This window comes from Paenibacillus hunanensis, assembly GCF_014645615.1.
Taxonomy (GTDB): Bacteria; Bacillota; Bacilli; order Paenibacillales; family Paenibacillaceae; genus Saccharibacillus; species Saccharibacillus hunanensis.
The window spans coordinates 134,611-154,419 of sequence record NZ_BMMB01000002.1 but is presented as its reverse complement, the minus strand read 5'-3'; the positions used below and the strand labels follow the sequence as shown (position 1 = coordinate 154,419).

Sequence of the window (19,809 nt, the reverse complement as noted above, 5' to 3'; positions counted from 1 at the left end):
CAGAGATGATCACAAAGCTGAAGCGGATCGATTGGACACTTTTTACGATTCTTTTGATATTGATGGCGACAAGCCTGGTCGTGATCTATAGTGCGACCCATTCGAGTGCGAAGTTTGGTGATTCTACCAGCAAGATGGCGATGTATTATGTGCTGGGGTTTGTTGTATTTTTCGTTATGGCTTTTGTCGATTACCGCTTCTGGCTGAAATATTCATTATATATTTATATTGTCGGTCTGGCGCTATTGCTGCTCGTTATGGTGATCGGTAAAACGCTCAATAATGCGCAGGGTTGGCTCAATCTGGGTGGTATTAGCTTACAGCCAGCAGAGCTATTCAAAATGGTGCTAATCATGTTCTTATCGGTGCTACTAGCCGGCAAGCGAAAGCTCAAGCTAGGCTTCTGGCGCGATATTACGCCACTACTGGGTATTACCTTGATTCCATTTGGACTCGTTATGGTGCAAAATGACCTGGGTAATGCACTCAGCTATCTCATCATTATGATGGCACTCTTCTGGATCGGTAATATGAAATATACGCAGGCAGCGCTGATTACCTTGCTGGCGATTACGATGGTAGTCGTTGGGATTCGCAGCTATGTCGCGTATCATGATAATATCGAGACGTATCTGAAGAACCTGAATCGTGAGCACTGGATGGAACGGATTGATCCATGGCTCATGCCAGATGAAGCGACGGAAAAGGCGATTTATCATACACGAAATGCCAAGCTTGCGATCGCGTCAGGTGGATTGAGTGGAGAAGGCTATATGCAGGGTAGCTCGGTGCAGGCAGAGCGTGTGCCGCTGACCTATTCGGATTCGATCTTTGTCGTGGTGGCGGAGGAGTTTGGCTTTGTCGGTGCAGCGGTGCTATTGTTGCTTTACTTTACACTGATTCATCGTCTTGTGCTGGTGTCGCTGGAATGTCGTGAGCGTGCAGGACCGTATTTGATTATCGGTATTGTAGCGATGCTGCTCTATCAGATTTTTGAAAATATCGGTATGTTTATCGGCTTAATGCCATTGACCGGGATTACGCTGCCGTTTATTAGCTTTGGTGGTACATCGCTGCTAATGAATATGGCGTGTATGGGACTCGTCATGAGTATTCGTGTGCACAGTCAAGTGGAGACGGATGAGCTGACAGTCGAGAGACCAGGCCGCTATACGAGAAGCACTGCACAGTAAGATGAGATACCGTATTCCAACGCAAGCAGGACGGAAAAAGGAGAACCCGGCGCAGCCTGTGGCTCTCCTTTTCGCTTTGGAGAATGATTAGCATTCAAATGATGAATATAGATGTGAGAACATAAATCGAAAGGAGGAGGATACCGATGGAACATCCATCTAAGCAATCTATAGATTCAGTGATAGCTGGCGATTCATCTGTAGCGGGTTCATCCATGCAGCGGTGGTCTGCTATCGAGCCCAATATAGCAGGCTCTGCGTTACAAGAAGCAGGAGCCGTACTCGCATCCGGTGGTATCGTTGCTTTTCCAACGGAGACGGTATACGGACTTGGAGCAGATGCACGTAATACGTCGGCAGTTGAGGCTGTGTTTGCCGCTAAAGGCAGACCGTCCGATAATCCGCTGATCGTACACATTTCCCAGCAAAATCAGCTTGATTCCATCGTACAACGAGTATTACCGCTGGAACAGCAATTGATGAACACATTCTGGCCTGGTCCCCTTACGCTCGTTATGCCAGTGATTGAGGGAGCGCTATCTCCACGTGTAACAGCAGGGCTGGATACGGTGGGAGTACGTATGCCAGATCATCCTGTAGCGCTGGATTTGATCACTGCGGCAGATTGTCCGCTTGCAGCACCCAGTGCTAACCGTTCGGGGCGCCCAAGTCCAACCACAGCAGCGCATGTGGCAGATGATCTTGCTGGACGTATCAACGGCATCGTAGATGGGGGCAGTGCAGGTGTAGGTGTAGAATCGACCGTTATTCAGGTGGAGGAGGATGGTCGTATTCTGATCCTGCGTCCGGGCGGTATTACACGTGAGCAGCTATTAACGGTAGCGGATCGAGTAGAGCTTGATCCTGCTTTATCCGGTGTAGCAGCAGAAACGGCACCGCGTGCACCTGGTATGAAATATACACATTATGCACCTAAAGGCAGTATGAGTATTGTAACAGGTGAGCATATGAACGAAGTAGCTGCTTTTATGCAGGAGCAGCTAATCGCAGCACAGGCACGTGGCGAACGGACAGGTGTATTGGTTTTCGATGAGGACAATACCGTATACGAGGGCTCGTTACGTTTAACACTAGGAAGCCTGTCACATCTGGAGGAAGCTGCCAGTCGCCTCTATAGTCAACTGCGTGAGTTCGATGAAGCGGAGATTACCTTTATTCTGGCACAGGGCTGCGCTGAGCAGGGTGTTGGATTGGCTGTGATGAATCGTTTGTACAAAGCTGCTGGCGGTCAGTTTATTCGCGTTTAGTATAGGCAAATAATCTATACAAGTAATATATAACGAGCAGAAAGCCCCAGCCGACAACGATATACGAGTAACTATACAAGCGATATCATATGTATCCTCTATAGTAGAAAATACGAGTATAGTAGAAACTACGAGGAACATGCATACCCTATTTTTAAAAGCAAATTCACTACACCTACAGCCGTAGTGCACATGTACAGAGTTTGATATAATACATTCACGGATCAACGCCTCATCGCAGGCGGTTCCGAATGACAAAGGAACGGGAGGCAGGAGCATGCACCATATTTTGTTCGTATGTACCGGCAATACCTGCCGGAGTCCGATGGCAGAAGGCTTTATGCGTAAGCTAGCAAAAGAACGCGGCATTCCTGTCGAGGTTCGTTCCGCTGGTGTAGCTGCAATGGACGGCATGTCCATGTCCCGACACGCAGAAGCTGTACTGCGCGATCATCAGATTCAAGATCATATTACGTCCTCGTCACTATCTGCTGATGTACTGGAATGGGCAGATCTCGTACTGACCCTGACCGGAAGCCATAAACAAAACGTACTTGCTCGCTTTCCTTCAGCCGCAGGTAAAGTATATACACTCAAGGAATACGCCGAAACCGATGAACACATCCTCAGCGACCTTGAAGAGCTGGATCGTCTGTACGCATCGATCGAAATTAGACGCTCTCTCGGCGAATCCATCGATTCCAACGACTATGAGCGCCTGATCGAAATGCAGCAACGCATGCCGAGCTTCGACATCGTCGACCCTTTCGGCGGCACCCGCGACGACTACGAAATCGCCGCCGCAGACATCCGCTCGGCCCTGGAAAAGCTACTCGACAAACTCGAGGCGTATCGCCCACGTTGATCGGTTGTTATGATTTTACTGCTAAATAAACCTGTTAGAATTTAAGACATGTTCACTTGTATGCACGAGTCTACGAATGCGACAAGCACGGAACGGAGGGAAGGAAATAAGGGAAAAGGACGACCTTTGAGCATGGGAATCTACAATGTATTGCTAATCCGCAGATTCCTGTGCGAGACCGGAGTCCGTTCCCTTATTCCTTCCCGGAAGTGATGGTTGCCTTCCACCCATACTCTTGCAAACAACAGGAATAAAATTTCAACAACCATGTTGATTTTACAAAAAACATGCCTTATGATGAAAGCACAAGGACAGATCCGATGTAACTGGCGACAAGAGTGGAGCTTAACCACGATGGAGCATCGGAACATACGGCCGGTCGCCTGGGCAAAGAGCAGATGCACATTGATGATGTGCATCCTGCTCTTTTTTGTTCTTTTGCATATTTTACAAACGACTGTCGCCGTTATCTCATGTCCGCGCTATAATGATAGAGGAAAGCGACAGGCTCTAACGAGTCTGCCGACTGCACACCGTTCATCTGGACGCTGCACAAGGAGGCTCATATGATGAAGGATCATGAGAAAATCGGTACGATCCGAAGCGATGCAGCACGTATTGCTCGTGAGGTAGCCGAGGTTGCGAAGCTTGGACCGAACCAGATTCTGGTTATCGGTGCAAGTACAAGTGAGATTGCTGGACAGCATATTGGCACATCCGGTACGCTGGATATTGCTCAGGAGCTGGTTGAAGGTATACGTGAGGTTCAGCAGGAATTGGGCTTTCAGCTTGCTTTTCAATGCTGTGAGCATCTGAATCGTGCGCTGGTTATTGAGCGTGAAACGCTGGAGCGTTATCGACTGGATGAGGTTGCGGCTGTGCCGGTGCCCAAAGCAGGCGGTTCGATGGCTGCTTATGCGTATCGCACGATGGCTGAGCCATGTCTGGCGGAAACGATTGAAGCACATGCCGGGATTGATATCGGTGAGACGCTTATCGGAATGCATTTAAAACGAGTCGCTGTACCGTATCGTACCGAGCTACGCTATCTTGGCGAAGCGAGAGTTACGGCAGCACGCACACGACCGAAGCTGATTGGCGGCGAGCGCGCAGTCTACGCACCGATGCCAACGGTAGAAGGAACTTGTGATTGATGCGGCGTGTTCCTACGCATGACCGCTTATTATTTTAATTTATGAATAATGATCAGGGGGAAATGAACAATGATGGAGCAATTGAGAAACAGCGATCCTGCCGTACTGGAAGCAATGGGACTGGAACTGAAACGTCAGCGTGACAATATCGAGCTGATCGCTTCCGAAAATATCGTAAGCGAAGCGGTTATGGAGGCAATGGGCTCTGTACTGACGAACAAATACGCAGAAGGCTATCCAGGCAAACGTTACTATGGCGGCTGTGAGCACGTGGATATCGTCGAAGATATCGCACGCGATCGCGCTAAAGAACTGTTCGGTGCTGAGCACGTGAACGTACAGCCTCACTCCGGTGCACAGGCCAATATGGCTGTTTATCTCGCTGCACTCAAACCAGGTGACACAGTTCTCGGTATGAACCTGGCGCACGGTGGCCACCTTACACACGGTAGCCCGGTTAACGCATCCGGCTTGCTGTACAACTTTGTTGCTTACGGTGTACGTGAAGACAACTTCCTGATCGATTATGATGACGTTCGCAAAGCAGCCTTCAAGCATCGTCCTCGTCTAATCGTAGCGGGTGCAAGTGCATACCCACGTACGATTGATTTCGAAGCACTGGCATCGATTGCTAATGATGTAGGCGCATTGTTCATGGTCGACATGGCGCATATCGCAGGTCTGGTTGCAGCTGGTGAGCATCCAAGCCCGGTGCCACATGCTCACTTTGTAACAACTACAACACATAAAACACTGCGCGGACCACGTGGTGGTCTGATCATGTGCCGTCAGCCATGGGCAGCTGCGATTGACAAGGCGGTATTCCCAGGTACACAGGGTGGCCCACTGATGCATGTGATTGCTTCCAAAGCAGTTGCTTTTGGTGAAGCTCTGCAACCATCGTTCAAAACATATGCACAGCAAGTTGTGAAAAATGCGAAGGTTCTGGCAGATACACTGATCGCAGAAGGCTTGACAATCGTATCTGGCGGTACAGACAACCACCTGATGCTGGTAGATACACGTAGCGTGAACATCACAGGTAAAGAAGCTGAGCATGTACTCGACTCGATCGGTATCACTACAAACAAAAACGCGATTCCATTTGATCCAACCAGCCCATTTATCACAAGCGGTATTCGTCTGGGTACACCAGCGGCAACCTCCCGTGGTATGGATGAGCCTGCAATGGAGCAGATCGGTAAAATTATCGCTGCAACACTGAAAGCACCAAAGGACGAAACCGTACTTGCACAAGCTCGCAAAGATGTAGCAGCGCTGACTTCCCGTTTCCCGCTGTACGAGCAAGTAAAGTACTAATCCGCTAACCTATCCAGCCCGCGATCAACCAACAGGATTCTCTTGTTGTGATCGCGGGCTTTTTGTTCAGCTTGGCTTTTCGCGCTATTCTGGAGCAATCCATATTATTTGCTGTCCGTATCCGTTATTTTCATGTATAATATGACAAAAAAAGGATATTGGAAATCTTCCTATTATGGTAGTAAATAAGCCGTTTTTTAGATAAAAAGCGGATGTATACGAGGCAAATCTATGTGCTAAAAGCAGACTACTTTTTCCAATAAATTTTTTTGAAAAAATTAAAATAATTTACCCCATTCAAGCCATTTACTATTATAATAGTAAAGACTGGGCGAATTCAGTAGGATTGCGCTATGATTTGGAAATTGTAAGCGTTATACTATCAGATTCGAGAATTGCATGAATTCAGTGGAGTTGCTAATGAAATTGACCTGCGGTAATGATATAATAGACAAGATTTACGGGGGGAAGCGTGTTCCCCGGTCCTTAATCGTGTGCAGTATGTCTGTGATTACATATGCAAAACAGAGGGACTTACCATTGTTATTATTGAACATATACCGGAGGGACAAATCATGGCAAAACTGGTGATATGCGATCACCCTTTAATTCAACACAAGCTCACATTCATTCGTGATGTGAACACTAACACGAAGGAGTTCCGCGAGCTTGTCGATGAAGTGGCTACCTTGATGGCGTACGAGATTACGCGCGATATTCCACTCGAGTCAATTCCGGTTGAAACACCGGTTGTAAGAACAGAAGGTAAAGTGATTTCTGGACGGATGCTCGGCCTCGTTCCTATTCTACGTGCTGGACTGGGCATGGTTGATGGCGTACTGAAGCTGCTGCCTGCGGCAAAGGTAGGGCATGTGGGATTGTTCCGCGATCCGCAAACGCTACAGCCTGTGGAATATTACGTAAAATTGCCAACAGACGTGCAGGAGCGTGAATTGATTGTGATCGATCCAATGCTGGCAACCGGTGGTTCTGCGATTGCTGCGATCGATGTACTCAAGAAGCGTGGCTGTACACAGATCAAGATGATGAACCTGATTGCTGCGCCTGAAGGTGTCAAAGCGGTACAGGATGCCCACCCTGATGTGGACATTTATGTAGCGGCACTGGATGAGCGTCTGGATGATCATGGCTACATCGTACCGGGTCTGGGCGATGCTGGCGACCGTCTCTACGGAACTAAATAAAGCGAGGTATAACCATTATCATGAAGAAAATTAAAGTAATGACGATTTTTGGCGTTCGTCCCGAAGCGATCAAGATGGCACCACTAATTCTTGAGCTTCAAAAGCATCCTGAGCATATTGAATCGATTGTGTGTGTAACAGCACAGCATCGTCAAATGCTGGATCAAGTGCTGGAAGTGTTCAACATTACACCGGATTATGATCTGGATGTAATGAAGGATCGCCAAACATTGAATGAAATTTCCATCCGTGTGCTGCAAGGTTTGGAGCCTGTGCTGCGTGAAGCGAAGCCGGATATCGTGCTTGTACATGGCGATACACTGACCACGTTTCTCGCGAGCTATGCTTCATTCATGCAGCAGATCAGCGTAGGTCATGTTGAAGCCGGACTGCGTACATGGAACAAAATGTCGCCGTACCCGGAAGAGATGAACCGTCAGCTGACCGGTGTGCTTGCCGATCTTCATTTCTCGCCGACCTCTGTGTCCGCAGGTAATCTTCATAAGGAGAATAAGCTTGCGTCAAGCGTGTATATCACAGGCAACACGGTAACGGATGTGTTTCAATATACTGTACAAGCTGATTACACACACCCTGTATTGCAATGGGCAGAAGGCAAGCGCCTGATCCTAATGACAGCTCACCGCCGCGAATCACAAGGCGAGCCGCATCGCAATATTTTCCGCGCTGTAAAACGTATTGCTGATGAGTTTGAGGATGTAGCGATTGTATATCCAGTTCATCCAAGCCCTGCGGTGAAGGAGCCAGCCTATGAAATTCTGGGCAACCATCCGCGCATCAAGCTGATCGATCCACTGGATGTTGTTGATCTGCATAACTTCTATCCGCATACCCATTTGATTTTGACGGACTCTGGCGGTTTGCAAGAGGAAGCTCCTTCATTTGGTGTGCCGGTACTCGTGCTGCGTGACACAACAGAACGTCCAGAAGGAATCGATGCAGGTACACTTGAGCTGGTGGGTACAGATGAAGCGAAGATTTACGAGCGTACACATGCATTGCTCACCGATGGAGAGCAGTATGCTTCGATGAGCGAAGCAGCCAATCCATACGGTGATGGGCAAGCCTCCAAACGAATTGTCAATGCGATTTTGCACCATTACGGCATTTTGGAAGAACGTCCTGAAGAATTTCACACAACGTTCAAAAAAGGCTCTGAAGCCGTCTTGTGAAAAAGCGGATTGCAGTATACAGTGATACTGTAGGGTACGTGCGGTTAATCGCGCAGTATCAAGTAATGATTCGTGAAGACTTTGCGTTAAAGTGCTAAAGCGAAATGGTTTGACAAAGACTTGAACGATTCAGTACAATGAACTGGGATTCCGAGGGTGGAGTGTATAATGACAGAACAACAGCAGCGCAAACCGGATGGTTCATCGCCATGGAAGGCGGTTGGACTGGTAAGTGCAATTGGCATCGATCTGACTGTATGTACACTCGCCGGATTCTGGTTCGGCTCCTGGCTGGATCGCTTATGGAATGGTTCCGGAATTGGAATCGCCGTAGGCGTGCTTACAGGATTGGCTGTAGGAATCGTAGGCATCATTGTCATTATTAAGAAAATAGTGGGGGACCCGAATGAATGAAATACCAAGTTACATTTATTGGCTGACCCGGACCACCTTTGGTTTTCTTGCCCTTTGCTTTTTATCTGTCGCTATTCTTCCGGACTATCGTTCGATTGCTTTTGGTCTGATTGTGGGTTCTGCCGTCAGCTTTGTGAATACAAAGTATCTGGCGCGTAAGGTTCAAAAGATGACCGATGAAGCAGCAAGCGGCACTGGGAAAAGATTCAAAGGCTTGGGCTTTGCGCAACGAGCGGCTTTTTCGATTGGGGCTGTGGTTTTGGCTGTCGAATTTCCGCAGGTATTTGAGATTCATGCCCTTGCGGGCAGTCTGGTATTTGCACCGTTTGCGCTTGTCGTTATCGGCTTTATCCTTTCTCGTCGCGAAAAGAAGCTAGACTCCGACAACGAAAGGGGTGAGAAAAATGCATGAAGCACCGATAGTTCAGATTGCAGGCTTAAAGTTTGACCTCGCACTGATTCTAACCGTAATTGTAAGTGGTATCATTGTATTCGCACTGGCGAAGCTTGCTACTCGCAATCTATCGGTAGAGAATCCAGGTAAGCTGCAAAACTTTATGGAATGGGTAGTTGAGTTCGTACAGGGTTTGATCTCCAGTACAATGGACTACAAAAAGGGAGCACCGTTCTTATCGCTCGGTCTGACATTAATTATGTTCATTTTTGTCAGTAACATGCTCGGTCTACCGCTTGTCGTTCCATTCAAGTATACAGACCCAGCAGCAGCTAATTTCTTCGGATTGCCGCTCACAACGGTTCTTGATGGCCTGAATTCAGGCAAGGAGTATGTGGAAGTAGGCTGGTGGAAATCACCAACCGCTGACGCTGCGTCCGCAATGGGATTAGCACTGATCGTATTCGTTCTGGTTCACTTCCTGGGTATTGTGAAGAATCCGAAGCACTATTTCGGTCACTACTTCAAACCGTTCTTCTTCTTCTTCCCAATTAACCTGATCGAGCAGTTCTCCAAACTGTTGACACACGGAATGCGTCTATTCGGTAATATTTTTGCCGGTGAGGTTCTGATTTCCGTATTGCTCAAAATGTCGACACTGTGGTTTGGGGTAGGGGCAGTTGCCTCTGTACTCGGCTTGATCGTATGGCAAGGATTCAGTATCTTTGTTGGTACAATCCAGGCCTTTGTCTTTACCATTCTGGCTATGGTATACATATCGCAATCGCTGGAGACGGATGAGGATCATTAAACTCATTATCGACTTTTGAGAATGCATTTTGAATAGCGTGGTCTGATGGTTTTTTGTAACTGGTTTCACAGTTCGGAAGTTGGATATCCCTTCATACCGGGCTCAACATAAATAATAATTCACACACTCTAAGGAGGATTTTTTCAATGGGAGCATTAGCATTTCTGGCGGCAGCTATCGCCGTAGGTCTGGGCGCATTGGGCGCAGGTATTGGTAACGGTCTGATCGTAAGTAAAACAGTAGAAGGTATCGCTCGTCAACCAGAAGCAAAATCCACACTGCAAACGGTAATGTTTATCGGTGTAGGTCTGGTAGAGGCACTGCCAATCATCGGTGTAGTACTGGCGTTCATTTTCTACGCTGCTGCATAAACAAAGGACAAACGAACTGGCGGGGAAGGCCACAGCCATCCGCGCCTTCTTTTTAGCGTATGTGTGCGTGAAGATATAAGATTCGGCTAGTTTCTTCATTAAATATCATGTTATTTCGATTTGGAAGTTTCGGGGAAGGAGTGAACTGATTTGCATTTTGAATGGACTAACCTTGTGATCGTGATCGTCGCGTTTCTGATCCTTTACTGGCTCTTGAACCGTTATGCATTTGGTCCGCTGTTTTCGGTGATGGAAAAGCGCCGTGAACTGATCAAGCAACAAATGGACGAAGCAGCTCAGACGCGCAATCAGGCAACTCAATTTGTAGAAGAACAAAAAGCAGCGTTGCAGCAAGCACGCAAAGATGCTCAGGATATCATTGAGCAAGCTCGTCAAACGAGCAACAGCCAGGCTGAGCAACTGATCAACCAGGCAAAAGAAGAGTCGCTGCGTCTTAAAAATGAGGCTGCACGCGATATCGAAACTGAGAAAAACAAAGCCGTGGCTGCACTGCGCAGCGAAATCGGTGCTGTCTCCGTACAAATCGCTTCTAAAGTATTGCAAAAAGAAGTTGATCCGAAAGCGCAGGAGCAACTCGTTGATAACTACCTGAAAGATGTAGGGATTAGACAATGAGCCGGGATACTGTAGTATCATCGCGCTATGCAAAGGCACTTTTTGAAGCGGCGTCCGATAGTGGACGTGTTGAAGAGACAGGTCAGGAGCTAAAAGCCGTTGTTGATGCGCTTACGGCGGATCATGATTTCCGTAATTTTATCGCGACACCGAATATATCGCTCGCCGATAAGGAAAAGGTGCTGGAAAATGTCTTCTCAGGCAAAATTTCCGATGCACTGCTTCGCACACTGCTGTTGCTGATCGAGCGCGGCCGGTATGAGGTGTTTCCGGAACTGCTGAGCAGCTACAATAACATTGTGAGCGCTACGCTCAACATTGCGGATGCACGTGTATACACGCCATTCCCACTGACAGAGCAGGAGCAAGCAGAGGTTGCAGCAACTTTTGGTCAATTATCGGGCAAGCGTCTTCGTATACAAAATGTAATTGATGAGTCATTGATCGGCGGACTCAAAGTAGTCATCGGCGATAAGCTGTATGACGGCAGCGTTTCCGGTAAACTGGAGCGTCTGGAAAAGTCTTTTCGGAGACAAGCATAAGAGACAGGAGGGACTGACTTGAGTATCAGACCTGAAGAAATCAGTACATTGATTAAAAGTCAAATCGAGCAATACAAGAGCGATATTGAAGTTGTAGAAGTCGGTACCGTTATCCAGGTAAGCGATGGTATTGCCCGCGTATATGGTCTGCAAAATGCAATGGCAGGCGAATTGCTTGAGTTTTCCAACGGCGTAATGGGTATGGCTTTGAACCTTGAAGCGAACAACGTCGGTGTCGTTATCCTCGGCACTTATACAGATATTCGTGAAGGCGACCAGGTGAAACGTACTGGACGCATCATGGAAGTTCCAGTTGGTGAAGCACTGCTGGGCCGTGTTGTAAACTCCCTCGGTGAGCCTGTTGATGGCAAAGGCCCAATCAACGCTACCGAAACTCGTCCGGTTGAAGGACAGGCACCTGGCGTTATCGACCGTAAATCGGTTCATGAGCCAATGCAAACAGGTATCAAAGCGATTGACGCTATGGTTCCAATCGGTCGCGGTCAGCGTGAGTTGATCATCGGTGACCGTCAAACAGGTAAAACCTCGGTTGCGATCGATGCGATCATTAACCAAAAAGGCCAGGGCGTAAAATGTATTTACGTTGCTATCGGTCAAAAGCAATCCACAGTAGCACAGGTAGTGGAAACACTGCGCCGTCACGGTGCATTGGAATACACGATCATCGTGACGGCATCGGCTTCCGATCCTTCTCCAATGCTGTACATAGCTCCATACGCAGGTTGCGCAATGGGCGAGTACTTCATGTATAAGGGCGAGCATGCACTGATCATCTATGATGATCTGTCCAAGCAAGCTGCTGCATACCGTGAGCTGTCCTTGCTGCTCCGTCGTCCACCGGGTCGCGAAGCATTCCCGGGTGACGTTTTCTACCTGCATTCTCGTTTGCTGGAACGTGCAGCGAAGCTGAGTGATGAGCGTGGTGGCGGTTCCCTGACGGCACTGCCATTTATCGAAACACAGGCTTCCGACGTATCCGCTTATATCCCAACTAACGTAATCTCCATCACGGATGGACAGATCTTCCTGGAAGCTGACTTGTTCTATGCAGGTCAACGCCCAGCGATCAACGTTGGTATCTCGGTATCCCGTGTTGGTGGTTCCGCACAGATCAAGGCAATGAAAAAAGTTGCCGGTACACTGCGTCTGGACCTCGCACAATATCGTGAGCTGCAAGCTTTCGCACAGTTCGGTTCCGATCTGGATAAATCGACACTGTCGCGTCTGAACCGTGGTGCGCGTATGATGGAAATTCTGAAACAGGGCGTTAACCAGCCACTGCTTGTTGAACAACAGGTTGTGAGTCTGTACACAGCGGTTAAAGGTCATCTGGATGATATTCCTGTGGCTGATGTCCGTCGCTTTGAGTCCGAGTTCCTGTCCTTCATGACTAGCCAGCACGATCACGTACTGAAGTCGATCCGCGATACAAAGGATCTGACAGCAGATAACGAAGCTGCGCTGGTGGAAGCGATCCAAGCGTTCAAAAAAGGCTTTGCAACAAGCTGATTTCATCTGAGGAAATCTAGCCGACCATTTTCCAATCAGCGAATAAGGCGATGCCTTAACGCTACAACGATATAACAGGGATTACGAAGTAGAAGCTTGCTTCTGCTCGTATTCCTGTCAGACAGGCATCTACAGGTCAGGATGGCTAGCTATGCCAACTGACCTGCGGCATGTTTGCAGAAGTCACTGTTTTTGGTCAGACAAGGGACTCCCGAGCCCGGCCACAGGCTGTGCGGCAGCTGACCGCATGACTTTGAACGGGATTCAAAGGTTAAGGTGGTGAAACATATGGCTAAAGGTATGCGTGAGATTAAAAGGCAAATCAAAAGTGTCCAGAACACGAAGCAAATCACGAAGGCGATGGAGATGGTAGCTGCCTCCAAGCTGCGTAAAGCACAGGAGAAAGCAGAATCTGCACGTCCCTATTCGGAAAAGCTGCGTGAAGTGGTCACAAGCATTGCTGCGGGTACAAAAGGGATCAAGCATCCAATGCTGGATAAGCGTCCGGTTAAGCGTGTTGCTTATCTGATCGTAACATCTGACCGTGGTCTGGCTGGTGGTTATAATGCCAACATTTTGCGTCACGTGAGCAACGAAATTCGCCAGCACCAGAATGAAGGTCGCGAATGCGAACTGTTCGTTATCGGACGTAAAGGCCGCGACTACTTCCGTCGTCGCAGCATGTCGGTTACGGATACGGTAACTGAGCTGACAGACTTCCCTACGTATGCTGATATTAAGGCGCTTGCTCAGGCAGCGATCCAGGGCTACGAAGAAGGTCGTTATGATGAGCTCTACGTATGTTATAACCGATTTGTAAACGCATTGACACAGACACCAACCTCTGCGCTGCTGCTTCCGATGGATACAGGCAGCATGGAGAAAAGTACGCTTGCGGCAAGCTATGAATACGAGCCATCTGCGGAAGAGGTACTTGCTGAGCTGCTTCCAAAATACGCACAAACACTTATCTACGAAGCATTGCTGGAAGGCAAGGCAAGTGAGCAGGGCGCGCGTATGACAGCAATGGGCAGCGCAACGAAGAACGCTTCGCAGATGATCAATGATCTGTCACTCGTTTACAACCGTGCACGTCAGGCAGCAATTACCCAGGAAATAACGGAGATTGTTGCGGGCGCGAACGCTCAAAGCTAACAATTGTCTGCACACTCGTGCATAGCATAACAGTTTAAAGGCGATCCGCTGCGCAGGACGAAATGGCGCAGGTTCGCTTAACCCATATTTGTTGTATACAGTAAGTCAGTAGGAGGGAAAACGATAATGAACAAAGGACGCGTTGTAAGTATTCAGGGTCCGGTCGTTGACGTTGAATTTGAACGTGGACAATTGCCGGAAATTCTGAACGCGCTCAAAGTCGATGTGACACTGGATAACGGTAACAAAATCGACCTGACGCTTGAAGTATCCAACCACCAGGGTGATAACATGGTGCGTTGTATTGCCATGTCTTCCACTGACGGTCTTGTACGTGGTCTGGAAGTACAGGATCTGGGCGGACCAATCTCCGTACCAGTAGGTAACGTAACACTGGGCCGTGTATTTAACGTACTCGGTCAGCCAATCGATGAAGCGGGTGACGTGGTAGCTGAGGTTCACAACCCAATTCACCGTGAAGCACCAAAATTCGATGAGCTGTCCACACAGGCAGAAATGCTTGAAACAGGGATCAAAGTTATCGACCTGCTTGCACCTTATGCAAAAGGCGGTAAAATCGGTCTGTTCGGTGGTGCCGGCGTAGGTAAAACGGTAACAATTCAAGAGCTGATCAACAACATCGCTCAGGAACACGGTGGTATCTCCGTATTCTCCGGTGTTGGTGAGCGTACTCGTGAAGGTAATGACCTGTACCACGAGATGAAAGACTCTGGCGTTATCAGCAAAACAGCAATGGTATTCGGTCAAATGAACGAGCCTCCAGGTGCGCGTCTGCGCGTTGCCCTGACTGGTTTGACAATGGCTGAGTATTTCCGTGATCAAGAAGGTAAAGACGTACTTCTGTTCATCGATAATATCTTCCGCTTTACACAAGCGGGTTCTGAAGTATCCGCACTGCTCGGACGTATGCCGTCTGCGGTAGGTTACCAGCCAACCCTCGCTACGGAGATGGGTCAGCTGCAAGAGCGTATCACTTCCACTAAAAAAGGTTCGGTTACATCCATTCAGGCGATCTACGTGCCTGCGGATGACTATACTGACCCGGCTCCAGCAACAACGTTTGCTCACTTGGATGCAACGACGAACCTGGAGCGTAAAATTTCCGAGATGGGTATCTTCCCTGCGGTTGACCCACTGGCATCCAGCTCTCGTATCCTGACACCTGAGGTTGTCGGCGAAGAGCACTATAACGTAGCTCAGGGCGTACAGCGCATTCTGGCTCGTTATCGTGAATTGCAGGATATCATCGCGATCCTCGGTATGGACGAGCTGAGTGAGGAAGATAAGCTGACTGTTGCGCGCGCGCGTAAAATTCAGCGTTTCCTGTCCCAGCCTTTCCACGTTGCCGAGCAGTTTACCGGTATCAAAGGCTGCTACGTGCCTGTTAAAGAAACAGTACGTAGCTTCAAAGAGATTCTGGATGGTAAACACGATGAGCTTCCAGAAGCAGCATTCCTCTTTGTAGGCACAATCGAGGAAGCAGTGGAGAAAGCGAAAACACTGTAAGAGAATGCCTGCAAAACGTGAGGAGGGATGAAAGTGAGCACGTTTTTACTGGAGATCGTTACACCGGAGCGCATGGTCTTCTCCGAACAGGTGGATCGTTTGATTGCGACAGGTGTAGACGGTGAAATGGGAGTTCTCGCCGGTCATATTCCAACGGTAACGCCGCTTAAAGTGGCTCCGCTGGTATTTCAGGCTGGCAACAAAAGAACAAACTTTGCGATTCAAGGTGGATTTCTCGAAGTGCGTCCAGATAAAGTAGTCGTACTTGCAGAAAGTGCTGAACGAGCGAACGATATCGATGTGGAGCGCGCACGCGCTGCCAAAGAGCGTGCCGAACGCCGTCTGAACAACCGTTCCAGCCAGGATCATACCGACTTCCGTCGTGCTGAGCTTGCGCTACAGCGTGCCATGAACCGTATCAAAGTATCTTCTTCGGGTGAAAACCGATAATACAAACAAGCCGGTCCGTCTTATGCGGTCCGGCTGTTTATATTTTAAGCGGGTGCTTGCTAGGTGTTTAGACCCATAATAGGGGAGAAGCGGATTGCGAAGAAGTGTATCATACAGACAGCACAATCCAGAAAAAACCGCAATTACGCGCGAAAAAGACGCATAATCTATGAATATTTTCAGCAAATGAATAAATATGACAAGAATACGGCGAAATTTGTAAATTTGGGACTGGATTCTTTGCGAAAGGGCAAGTATTATAGAATAGTCCGTGTTAAAGGCTGATTGCTAAGTAATTTCTGTAAGGAGGCTGTGAGCTGATGAATACAGTAGATGCGGGAGCCGCTGTTGGCACAAACGGTTTGCTATCGATTATCATCTCGCTGCTTTGCATAGGTCTTTCATGGTGGGCATTGCAAAATTTCAAGTTTGACCTGCTAGTTCGTCATCCCAAGAGCGCTGCTGGTAAAATGCTTCATCTACTACTAGCGATTGTGCTTGGGCATTTCGTATCTGCGTTTTTACTGGATTATCTTCAGTGGACGCAAGCGCTCCGTTTCATGTTTTGAACACGGTGATAACGGTTATAACTGTTTTAGGCTTATTTAGCGTACTGCGGAATAGCCACTGCAATGCAAAACATGCTTTTTAATTATGTTCATTATTGCTTTTAATGATTGTATTGAACTGTCACTGGAACACTAATCACAACATCAACTATTAACATTTACATGCAATAGGCATCTTAAAACGGAACCGAATAGCATAATACACAGGCAGGCACTTCATAGTCAGTCAGCAGGATCACCGCCACCGCCATGTTCACCTTACTATTCACAACCACTTATTATGCCGTACAAGCAAAATGACGCGCGGAGGGAAACCTAATGAGCAAATTTATCGTCCGCGGTGGCAAGCGATTGACAGGGAATGTCAAGGTAAGCGGAGCTAAGAATTCAGTTCTCCCGATTATTGCTGCCTCTTTACTGGGAGAAAAAGGTGCAAGTATTATTCATGAAGCACCTTCCCTAGACGATGTAATGACAATCAACAAAGTATTGGAATCGCTGGGAGCTGTGGTTACATACCAGAACGAGACGATCCATGTGGATGCACAGGAGCTAACTTCCTGTGAAGCACCATATGAATGGGTAAGTAAGATGCGTGCTTCGTTCCTGGTCATGGGTCCGCTTCTGACTCGTCTTGGTCAAACTCGTATCTCGCTGCCAGGTGGTTGTGCGATCGGAACTCGTCCGATTGATCAGCATCTGAAAGGCTTTGAAGCGATGGGCGCTCAGATTAATCTGGGACAGGGCTACATCGAAGCCAAATGTGACGGTAGACTGCGTGGAACGAAAATCTATCTGGATGTAGCAAGCGTAGGCGCAACCGAGAATATTATGATGGCTGCGACACTGGCTGAAGGCATCACAACGATTGAGAATGCAGCCAAGGAACCTGAAATTGTAGACCTGGCTAATTTCTTGAACGGCATGGGTGCAAAAGTACGCGGTGCTGGTACAGGTGTGATCCGTATCGAGGGTGTGGAGAAGCTCCACGGAACCGAGCATACGGTTATTCCTGACCGTATCGAAGCAGGCACGTACATGGTTGCTGCTGCAATCACAGGTGGAGATGTATACGTAGAAGGCGCGATTGCCGATCACCTCGGCCCTGTTATTGCGAAAATGGAAGAAATGGGCGTTGAGATCACACCAGACGAAAATGGTGTGCGTGTCGTTGCTAATCATCCACTGCGTGCTGTGGACGTGAAAACATTGCCTTATCCAGGTTTCCCAACCGATATGCAGGCGCAAATGATGGCGCTAATGCTGGCTTCCGAAGGGACTTCTATTATTACAGAAACCGTCTTCGAAAACCGCTTTATGCATGTCGATGAATTTAACCTGATGAATGCTGGTATTCGTATCGAAGGCAGAACTTCGATCGTAACGGGCGGTGCAGCTCTTGTAGGTGCAAAAGTATGTGCGACCGATCTACGTGCAGGCGCAGCTCTCATTTGTGCAGGTCTGGTTTCAGAAGGCACAACTGAGGTTGGCGGTACGCATCATATTGATCGTGGATATGTGCATCTGGCAGAAAAGCTTTCCGGTCTGGGCGCGAACATCTGGCGTCTGGAAGACGAAGAAGCGAAGCCAGCTGTAGCAGCTCCTGCTGCTTCGGAAGAAGTAGCCAGCCAGCCTAAGCTCACAGGTACTCCTGTACTGAACGTACAGCCAACTGGCGTTTAATCGCCAGTAATGCAGGTGACTCGTAAGCGATTTGGTAATGCGCACTGAACGCTTTGTTGATTAGACACCTTGCTGCTGTGCAGTTGCAGCGTACAGTCAATTTTCATAGTTAAATGAACAGGCCGGACCTTGTGTCCGGTCTTTTTATGTGGAAATATGCTGATTTCCGAACATTCGCCCTCTTCTACAGGGATTTGTCATATAATAGCGTTGAATACGTGTATCAAGTATGCTAATTTTAATAAAGATTGACCGTGATTAGAGTTTGACGATCTGAGCATTTGGACGAAATGCGAATTCTGAGATAAATGGCATCCGCCACTGATTCAGACAGCTATGTTGGTGAATTCGCCCTGACGGTGTGGTGATAAGAGACTCTTTTACCGGAAATACGACTTTTGGAGGCTCTTGACATGTTTAGCAAGGATATCGGAATTGATCTGGGTACAGCGAATGTGCTCATTCATGTGAAAGGCAGAGGTGTAGTTCTGGATGAACCTTCCGTTGTGACACTGGAGACGGACACCAAGCGTGTACTTGCAGTAGGCGAGGAAGCACGCCGTATGATCGGTAGAACGCCAGGGAATATCGTGGCGATTCGTCCACTGCGCGATGGCGTCATTGCTGATTTTGAAGTGACGGAAACGATGCTGAAATATTTTATTAACAAAGTAGGCGCGCGTAACTGGTACAGTCATCCGCGCATTTTAATTTGTGCACCGACCAATATTACTTCTGTGGAGCAAAAAGCGATTCGTGAAGCAGCTGAACGTAGCGGTGCGAAGGAAGTATTTTTGGAAGCTGAGCCGAAGGCTGCTGCAATCGGTGCAGGCATGAACATTTTCGAGCCGAGCGGTAACATGGTAATCGATATCGGTGGCGGTACGACAGATATCGCGGTATTGTCGATGGGCGATATTGTAACTTCTTCTTCGTTGAAGGTAGCGGGCGATCGCTTTGATGAAGCAATCATGCGTTATATCAAAAATGAATACAAGCTGATGATTGGTGAGCGTACATCCGAGGATATCAAAATCAATATTGCAACGGTTCGTCCAAATGGCATTCAGCGTGAGATGGATATTCGTGGTCGTGATATGGTATCCGGTCTACCAAAAACAGTGACCATTACGGCAAACGAAGTGCAAAATGCACTGGCAGATACCATTTCGTCGATCGTTAGCTCGGCGAAGCTCGTACTGGAGCAGACTCCACCTGAGCTGTCAGCAGATATTATTGATCGCGGTGTCATTTTGACAGGCGGTGGCGCATTATTGGATGGTCTGGAAGAGTTGCTTTCCCAGGAGCTTCATGTTCCTGTCCTTGTAGCTGAAGACCCAATGCATTGCGTCGTTAAAGGAACTGGATTAATGTTGAATAATCTGGATAAAGTCTCTAAAAAAAAGTTCTAAGCCAACCGATATAATACGTAACAGGCACATTCCGCGTAGTCGGGTGATGGCCGTCAATTGTCGGATATGATGAATGGATAATATAGATAAGCGTCGGAACGGAATTTTTAAAGTTGA

Annotated in this window: 20 protein-coding genes and 1 riboswitch; all 20 genes read left to right on the top strand. The window is 48.1% G+C overall.

Annotated features, from left to right (window positions below):
* Nucleotides 1–5 precede the first annotated feature (5 nt).
* The 20 genes from IEX62_RS04175 (at nt 6) to IEX62_RS04080 (ending at nt 19,692) form a co-directional block, all read left to right on the top strand.
* Entirely contained in the window at nt 6–1,193 is a 1,188-nt protein-coding gene (locus IEX62_RS04175; RefSeq protein ID WP_188774173.1) for an FtsW/RodA/SpoVE family cell cycle protein, read from the top strand.
* 146 nt (nt 1,194–1,339) lie between these two features.
* Nucleotides 1,340–2,461 carry an L-threonylcarbamoyladenylate synthase gene (locus tag IEX62_RS04170; protein WP_188774172.1) on the top strand — a complete coding sequence of 374 codons (1,122 nt, stop codon included), beginning with the start codon at nt 1,340–1,342 and terminating at the stop codon, nt 2,459–2,461.
* A 277-nt stretch (nt 2,462–2,738) separates the two neighbouring features.
* Complete coding sequence (locus IEX62_RS04165) at nt 2,739–3,326, top strand: low molecular weight protein arginine phosphatase (protein ID WP_188774171.1); 588 nt, start codon at nt 2,739–2,741, stop codon at nt 3,324–3,326.
* Nucleotides 3,327–3,638: 312 nt separating this feature from the next.
* A riboswitch (ZMP/ZTP riboswitch) is annotated at nt 3,639–3,722 on the top strand.
* 173 nt (nt 3,723–3,895) lie between these two features.
* On the top strand, nt 3,896–4,480 hold the full coding sequence (locus IEX62_RS04160; RefSeq protein ID WP_188774567.1) for a TIGR01440 family protein: 585 nt from the start codon (nt 3,896–3,898) through the stop codon (nt 4,478–4,480).
* A 69-nt stretch (nt 4,481–4,549) separates the two neighbouring features.
* The gene (gene glyA / locus IEX62_RS04155; RefSeq protein ID WP_284446341.1) at nt 4,550–5,800 is read left to right on the top strand and encodes a serine hydroxymethyltransferase; all 1,251 of its coding nucleotides are present in this window, start codon (nt 4,550–4,552) and stop codon (nt 5,798–5,800) included.
* A 575-nt stretch (nt 5,801–6,375) separates the two neighbouring features.
* Nucleotides 6,376–7,005, top strand: a complete 630-nt coding sequence (upp, locus tag IEX62_RS04150) for a uracil phosphoribosyltransferase (RefSeq protein WP_188774170.1) — start codon at nt 6,376–6,378, stop codon at nt 7,003–7,005.
* A 20-nt stretch (nt 7,006–7,025) separates the two neighbouring features.
* Nucleotides 7,026–8,198, top strand: coding sequence for a non-hydrolyzing UDP-N-acetylglucosamine 2-epimerase (gene wecB / locus IEX62_RS04145; RefSeq protein ID WP_188774169.1), 1,173 nt, complete (start codon nt 7,026–7,028; stop codon nt 8,196–8,198).
* A 168-nt stretch (nt 8,199–8,366) separates the two neighbouring features.
* Entirely contained in the window at nt 8,367–8,612 is a 246-nt protein-coding gene (locus tag IEX62_RS04140; RefSeq protein ID WP_188774168.1) for an AtpZ/AtpI family protein, read from the top strand.
* Nucleotides 8,605–9,024, top strand: coding sequence for an ATP synthase subunit I (locus IEX62_RS04135; protein WP_188774167.1), 420 nt, complete (start codon nt 8,605–8,607; stop codon nt 9,022–9,024). Before IEX62_RS04140 ends, IEX62_RS04135 begins: the two co-directional genes overlap by 8 nt.
* Nucleotides 9,017–9,817 (top strand): F0F1 ATP synthase subunit A, encoded by an 801-nt coding sequence (gene atpB / locus IEX62_RS04130; RefSeq protein WP_188774166.1) that lies wholly within the window; start codon nt 9,017–9,019, stop codon nt 9,815–9,817. Before IEX62_RS04135 ends, atpB begins: the two co-directional genes overlap by 8 nt.
* Before the next feature lie 146 nt (nt 9,818–9,963).
* Nucleotides 9,964–10,188, top strand: a complete 225-nt coding sequence (gene atpE, locus IEX62_RS04125) for a F0F1 ATP synthase subunit C (protein ID WP_188774165.1) — start codon at nt 9,964–9,966, stop codon at nt 10,186–10,188.
* Between the two features lie 150 nt (nt 10,189–10,338).
* Complete coding sequence (gene atpF / locus IEX62_RS04120) at nt 10,339–10,824, top strand: F0F1 ATP synthase subunit B (RefSeq protein WP_188774164.1); 486 nt, start codon at nt 10,339–10,341, stop codon at nt 10,822–10,824.
* The gene (locus tag IEX62_RS04115) at nt 10,821–11,366 is read left to right on the top strand and encodes a F0F1 ATP synthase subunit delta (RefSeq protein ID WP_188774163.1); all 546 of its coding nucleotides are present in this window, start codon (nt 10,821–10,823) and stop codon (nt 11,364–11,366) included. Before atpF ends, IEX62_RS04115 begins: the two co-directional genes overlap by 4 nt.
* Before the next feature lie 18 nt (nt 11,367–11,384).
* On the top strand, nt 11,385–12,896 hold the full coding sequence (gene atpA / locus IEX62_RS04110; RefSeq protein WP_188774162.1) for a F0F1 ATP synthase subunit alpha: 1,512 nt from the start codon (nt 11,385–11,387) through the stop codon (nt 12,894–12,896).
* A gap of 288 nt (nt 12,897–13,184) precedes the next feature.
* Nucleotides 13,185–14,051 carry an ATP synthase F1 subunit gamma gene (gene atpG, locus IEX62_RS04105; RefSeq protein WP_188774161.1) on the top strand — a complete coding sequence of 289 codons (867 nt, stop codon included), beginning with the start codon at nt 13,185–13,187 and terminating at the stop codon, nt 14,049–14,051.
* A gap of 126 nt (nt 14,052–14,177) precedes the next feature.
* Nucleotides 14,178–15,578 carry a F0F1 ATP synthase subunit beta gene (gene atpD, locus IEX62_RS04100; protein ID WP_188774160.1) on the top strand — a complete coding sequence of 467 codons (1,401 nt, stop codon included), beginning with the start codon at nt 14,178–14,180 and terminating at the stop codon, nt 15,576–15,578.
* Nucleotides 15,579–15,611: 33 nt separating this feature from the next.
* A complete protein-coding gene (locus IEX62_RS04095; RefSeq protein ID WP_188774159.1) occupies nt 15,612–16,028 on the top strand; it encodes a F0F1 ATP synthase subunit epsilon in 417 nt (138 codons plus the stop codon).
* Nucleotides 16,029–16,348: 320 nt separating this feature from the next.
* Nucleotides 16,349–16,597, top strand: a complete 249-nt coding sequence (locus IEX62_RS04090) for a DUF1146 family protein (RefSeq protein WP_188774158.1) — start codon at nt 16,349–16,351, stop codon at nt 16,595–16,597.
* Nucleotides 16,598–16,915: 318 nt separating this feature from the next.
* On the top strand, nt 16,916–18,280 hold the full coding sequence (murA, locus tag IEX62_RS04085) for a UDP-N-acetylglucosamine 1-carboxyvinyltransferase (RefSeq protein WP_188774157.1): 1,365 nt from the start codon (nt 16,916–16,918) through the stop codon (nt 18,278–18,280).
* A gap of 413 nt (nt 18,281–18,693) precedes the next feature.
* On the top strand, nt 18,694–19,692 hold the full coding sequence (locus tag IEX62_RS04080) for a rod shape-determining protein (protein ID WP_188774156.1): 999 nt from the start codon (nt 18,694–18,696) through the stop codon (nt 19,690–19,692).
* The last annotated feature ends 117 nt before the right edge of the window (nt 19,693–19,809 follow it).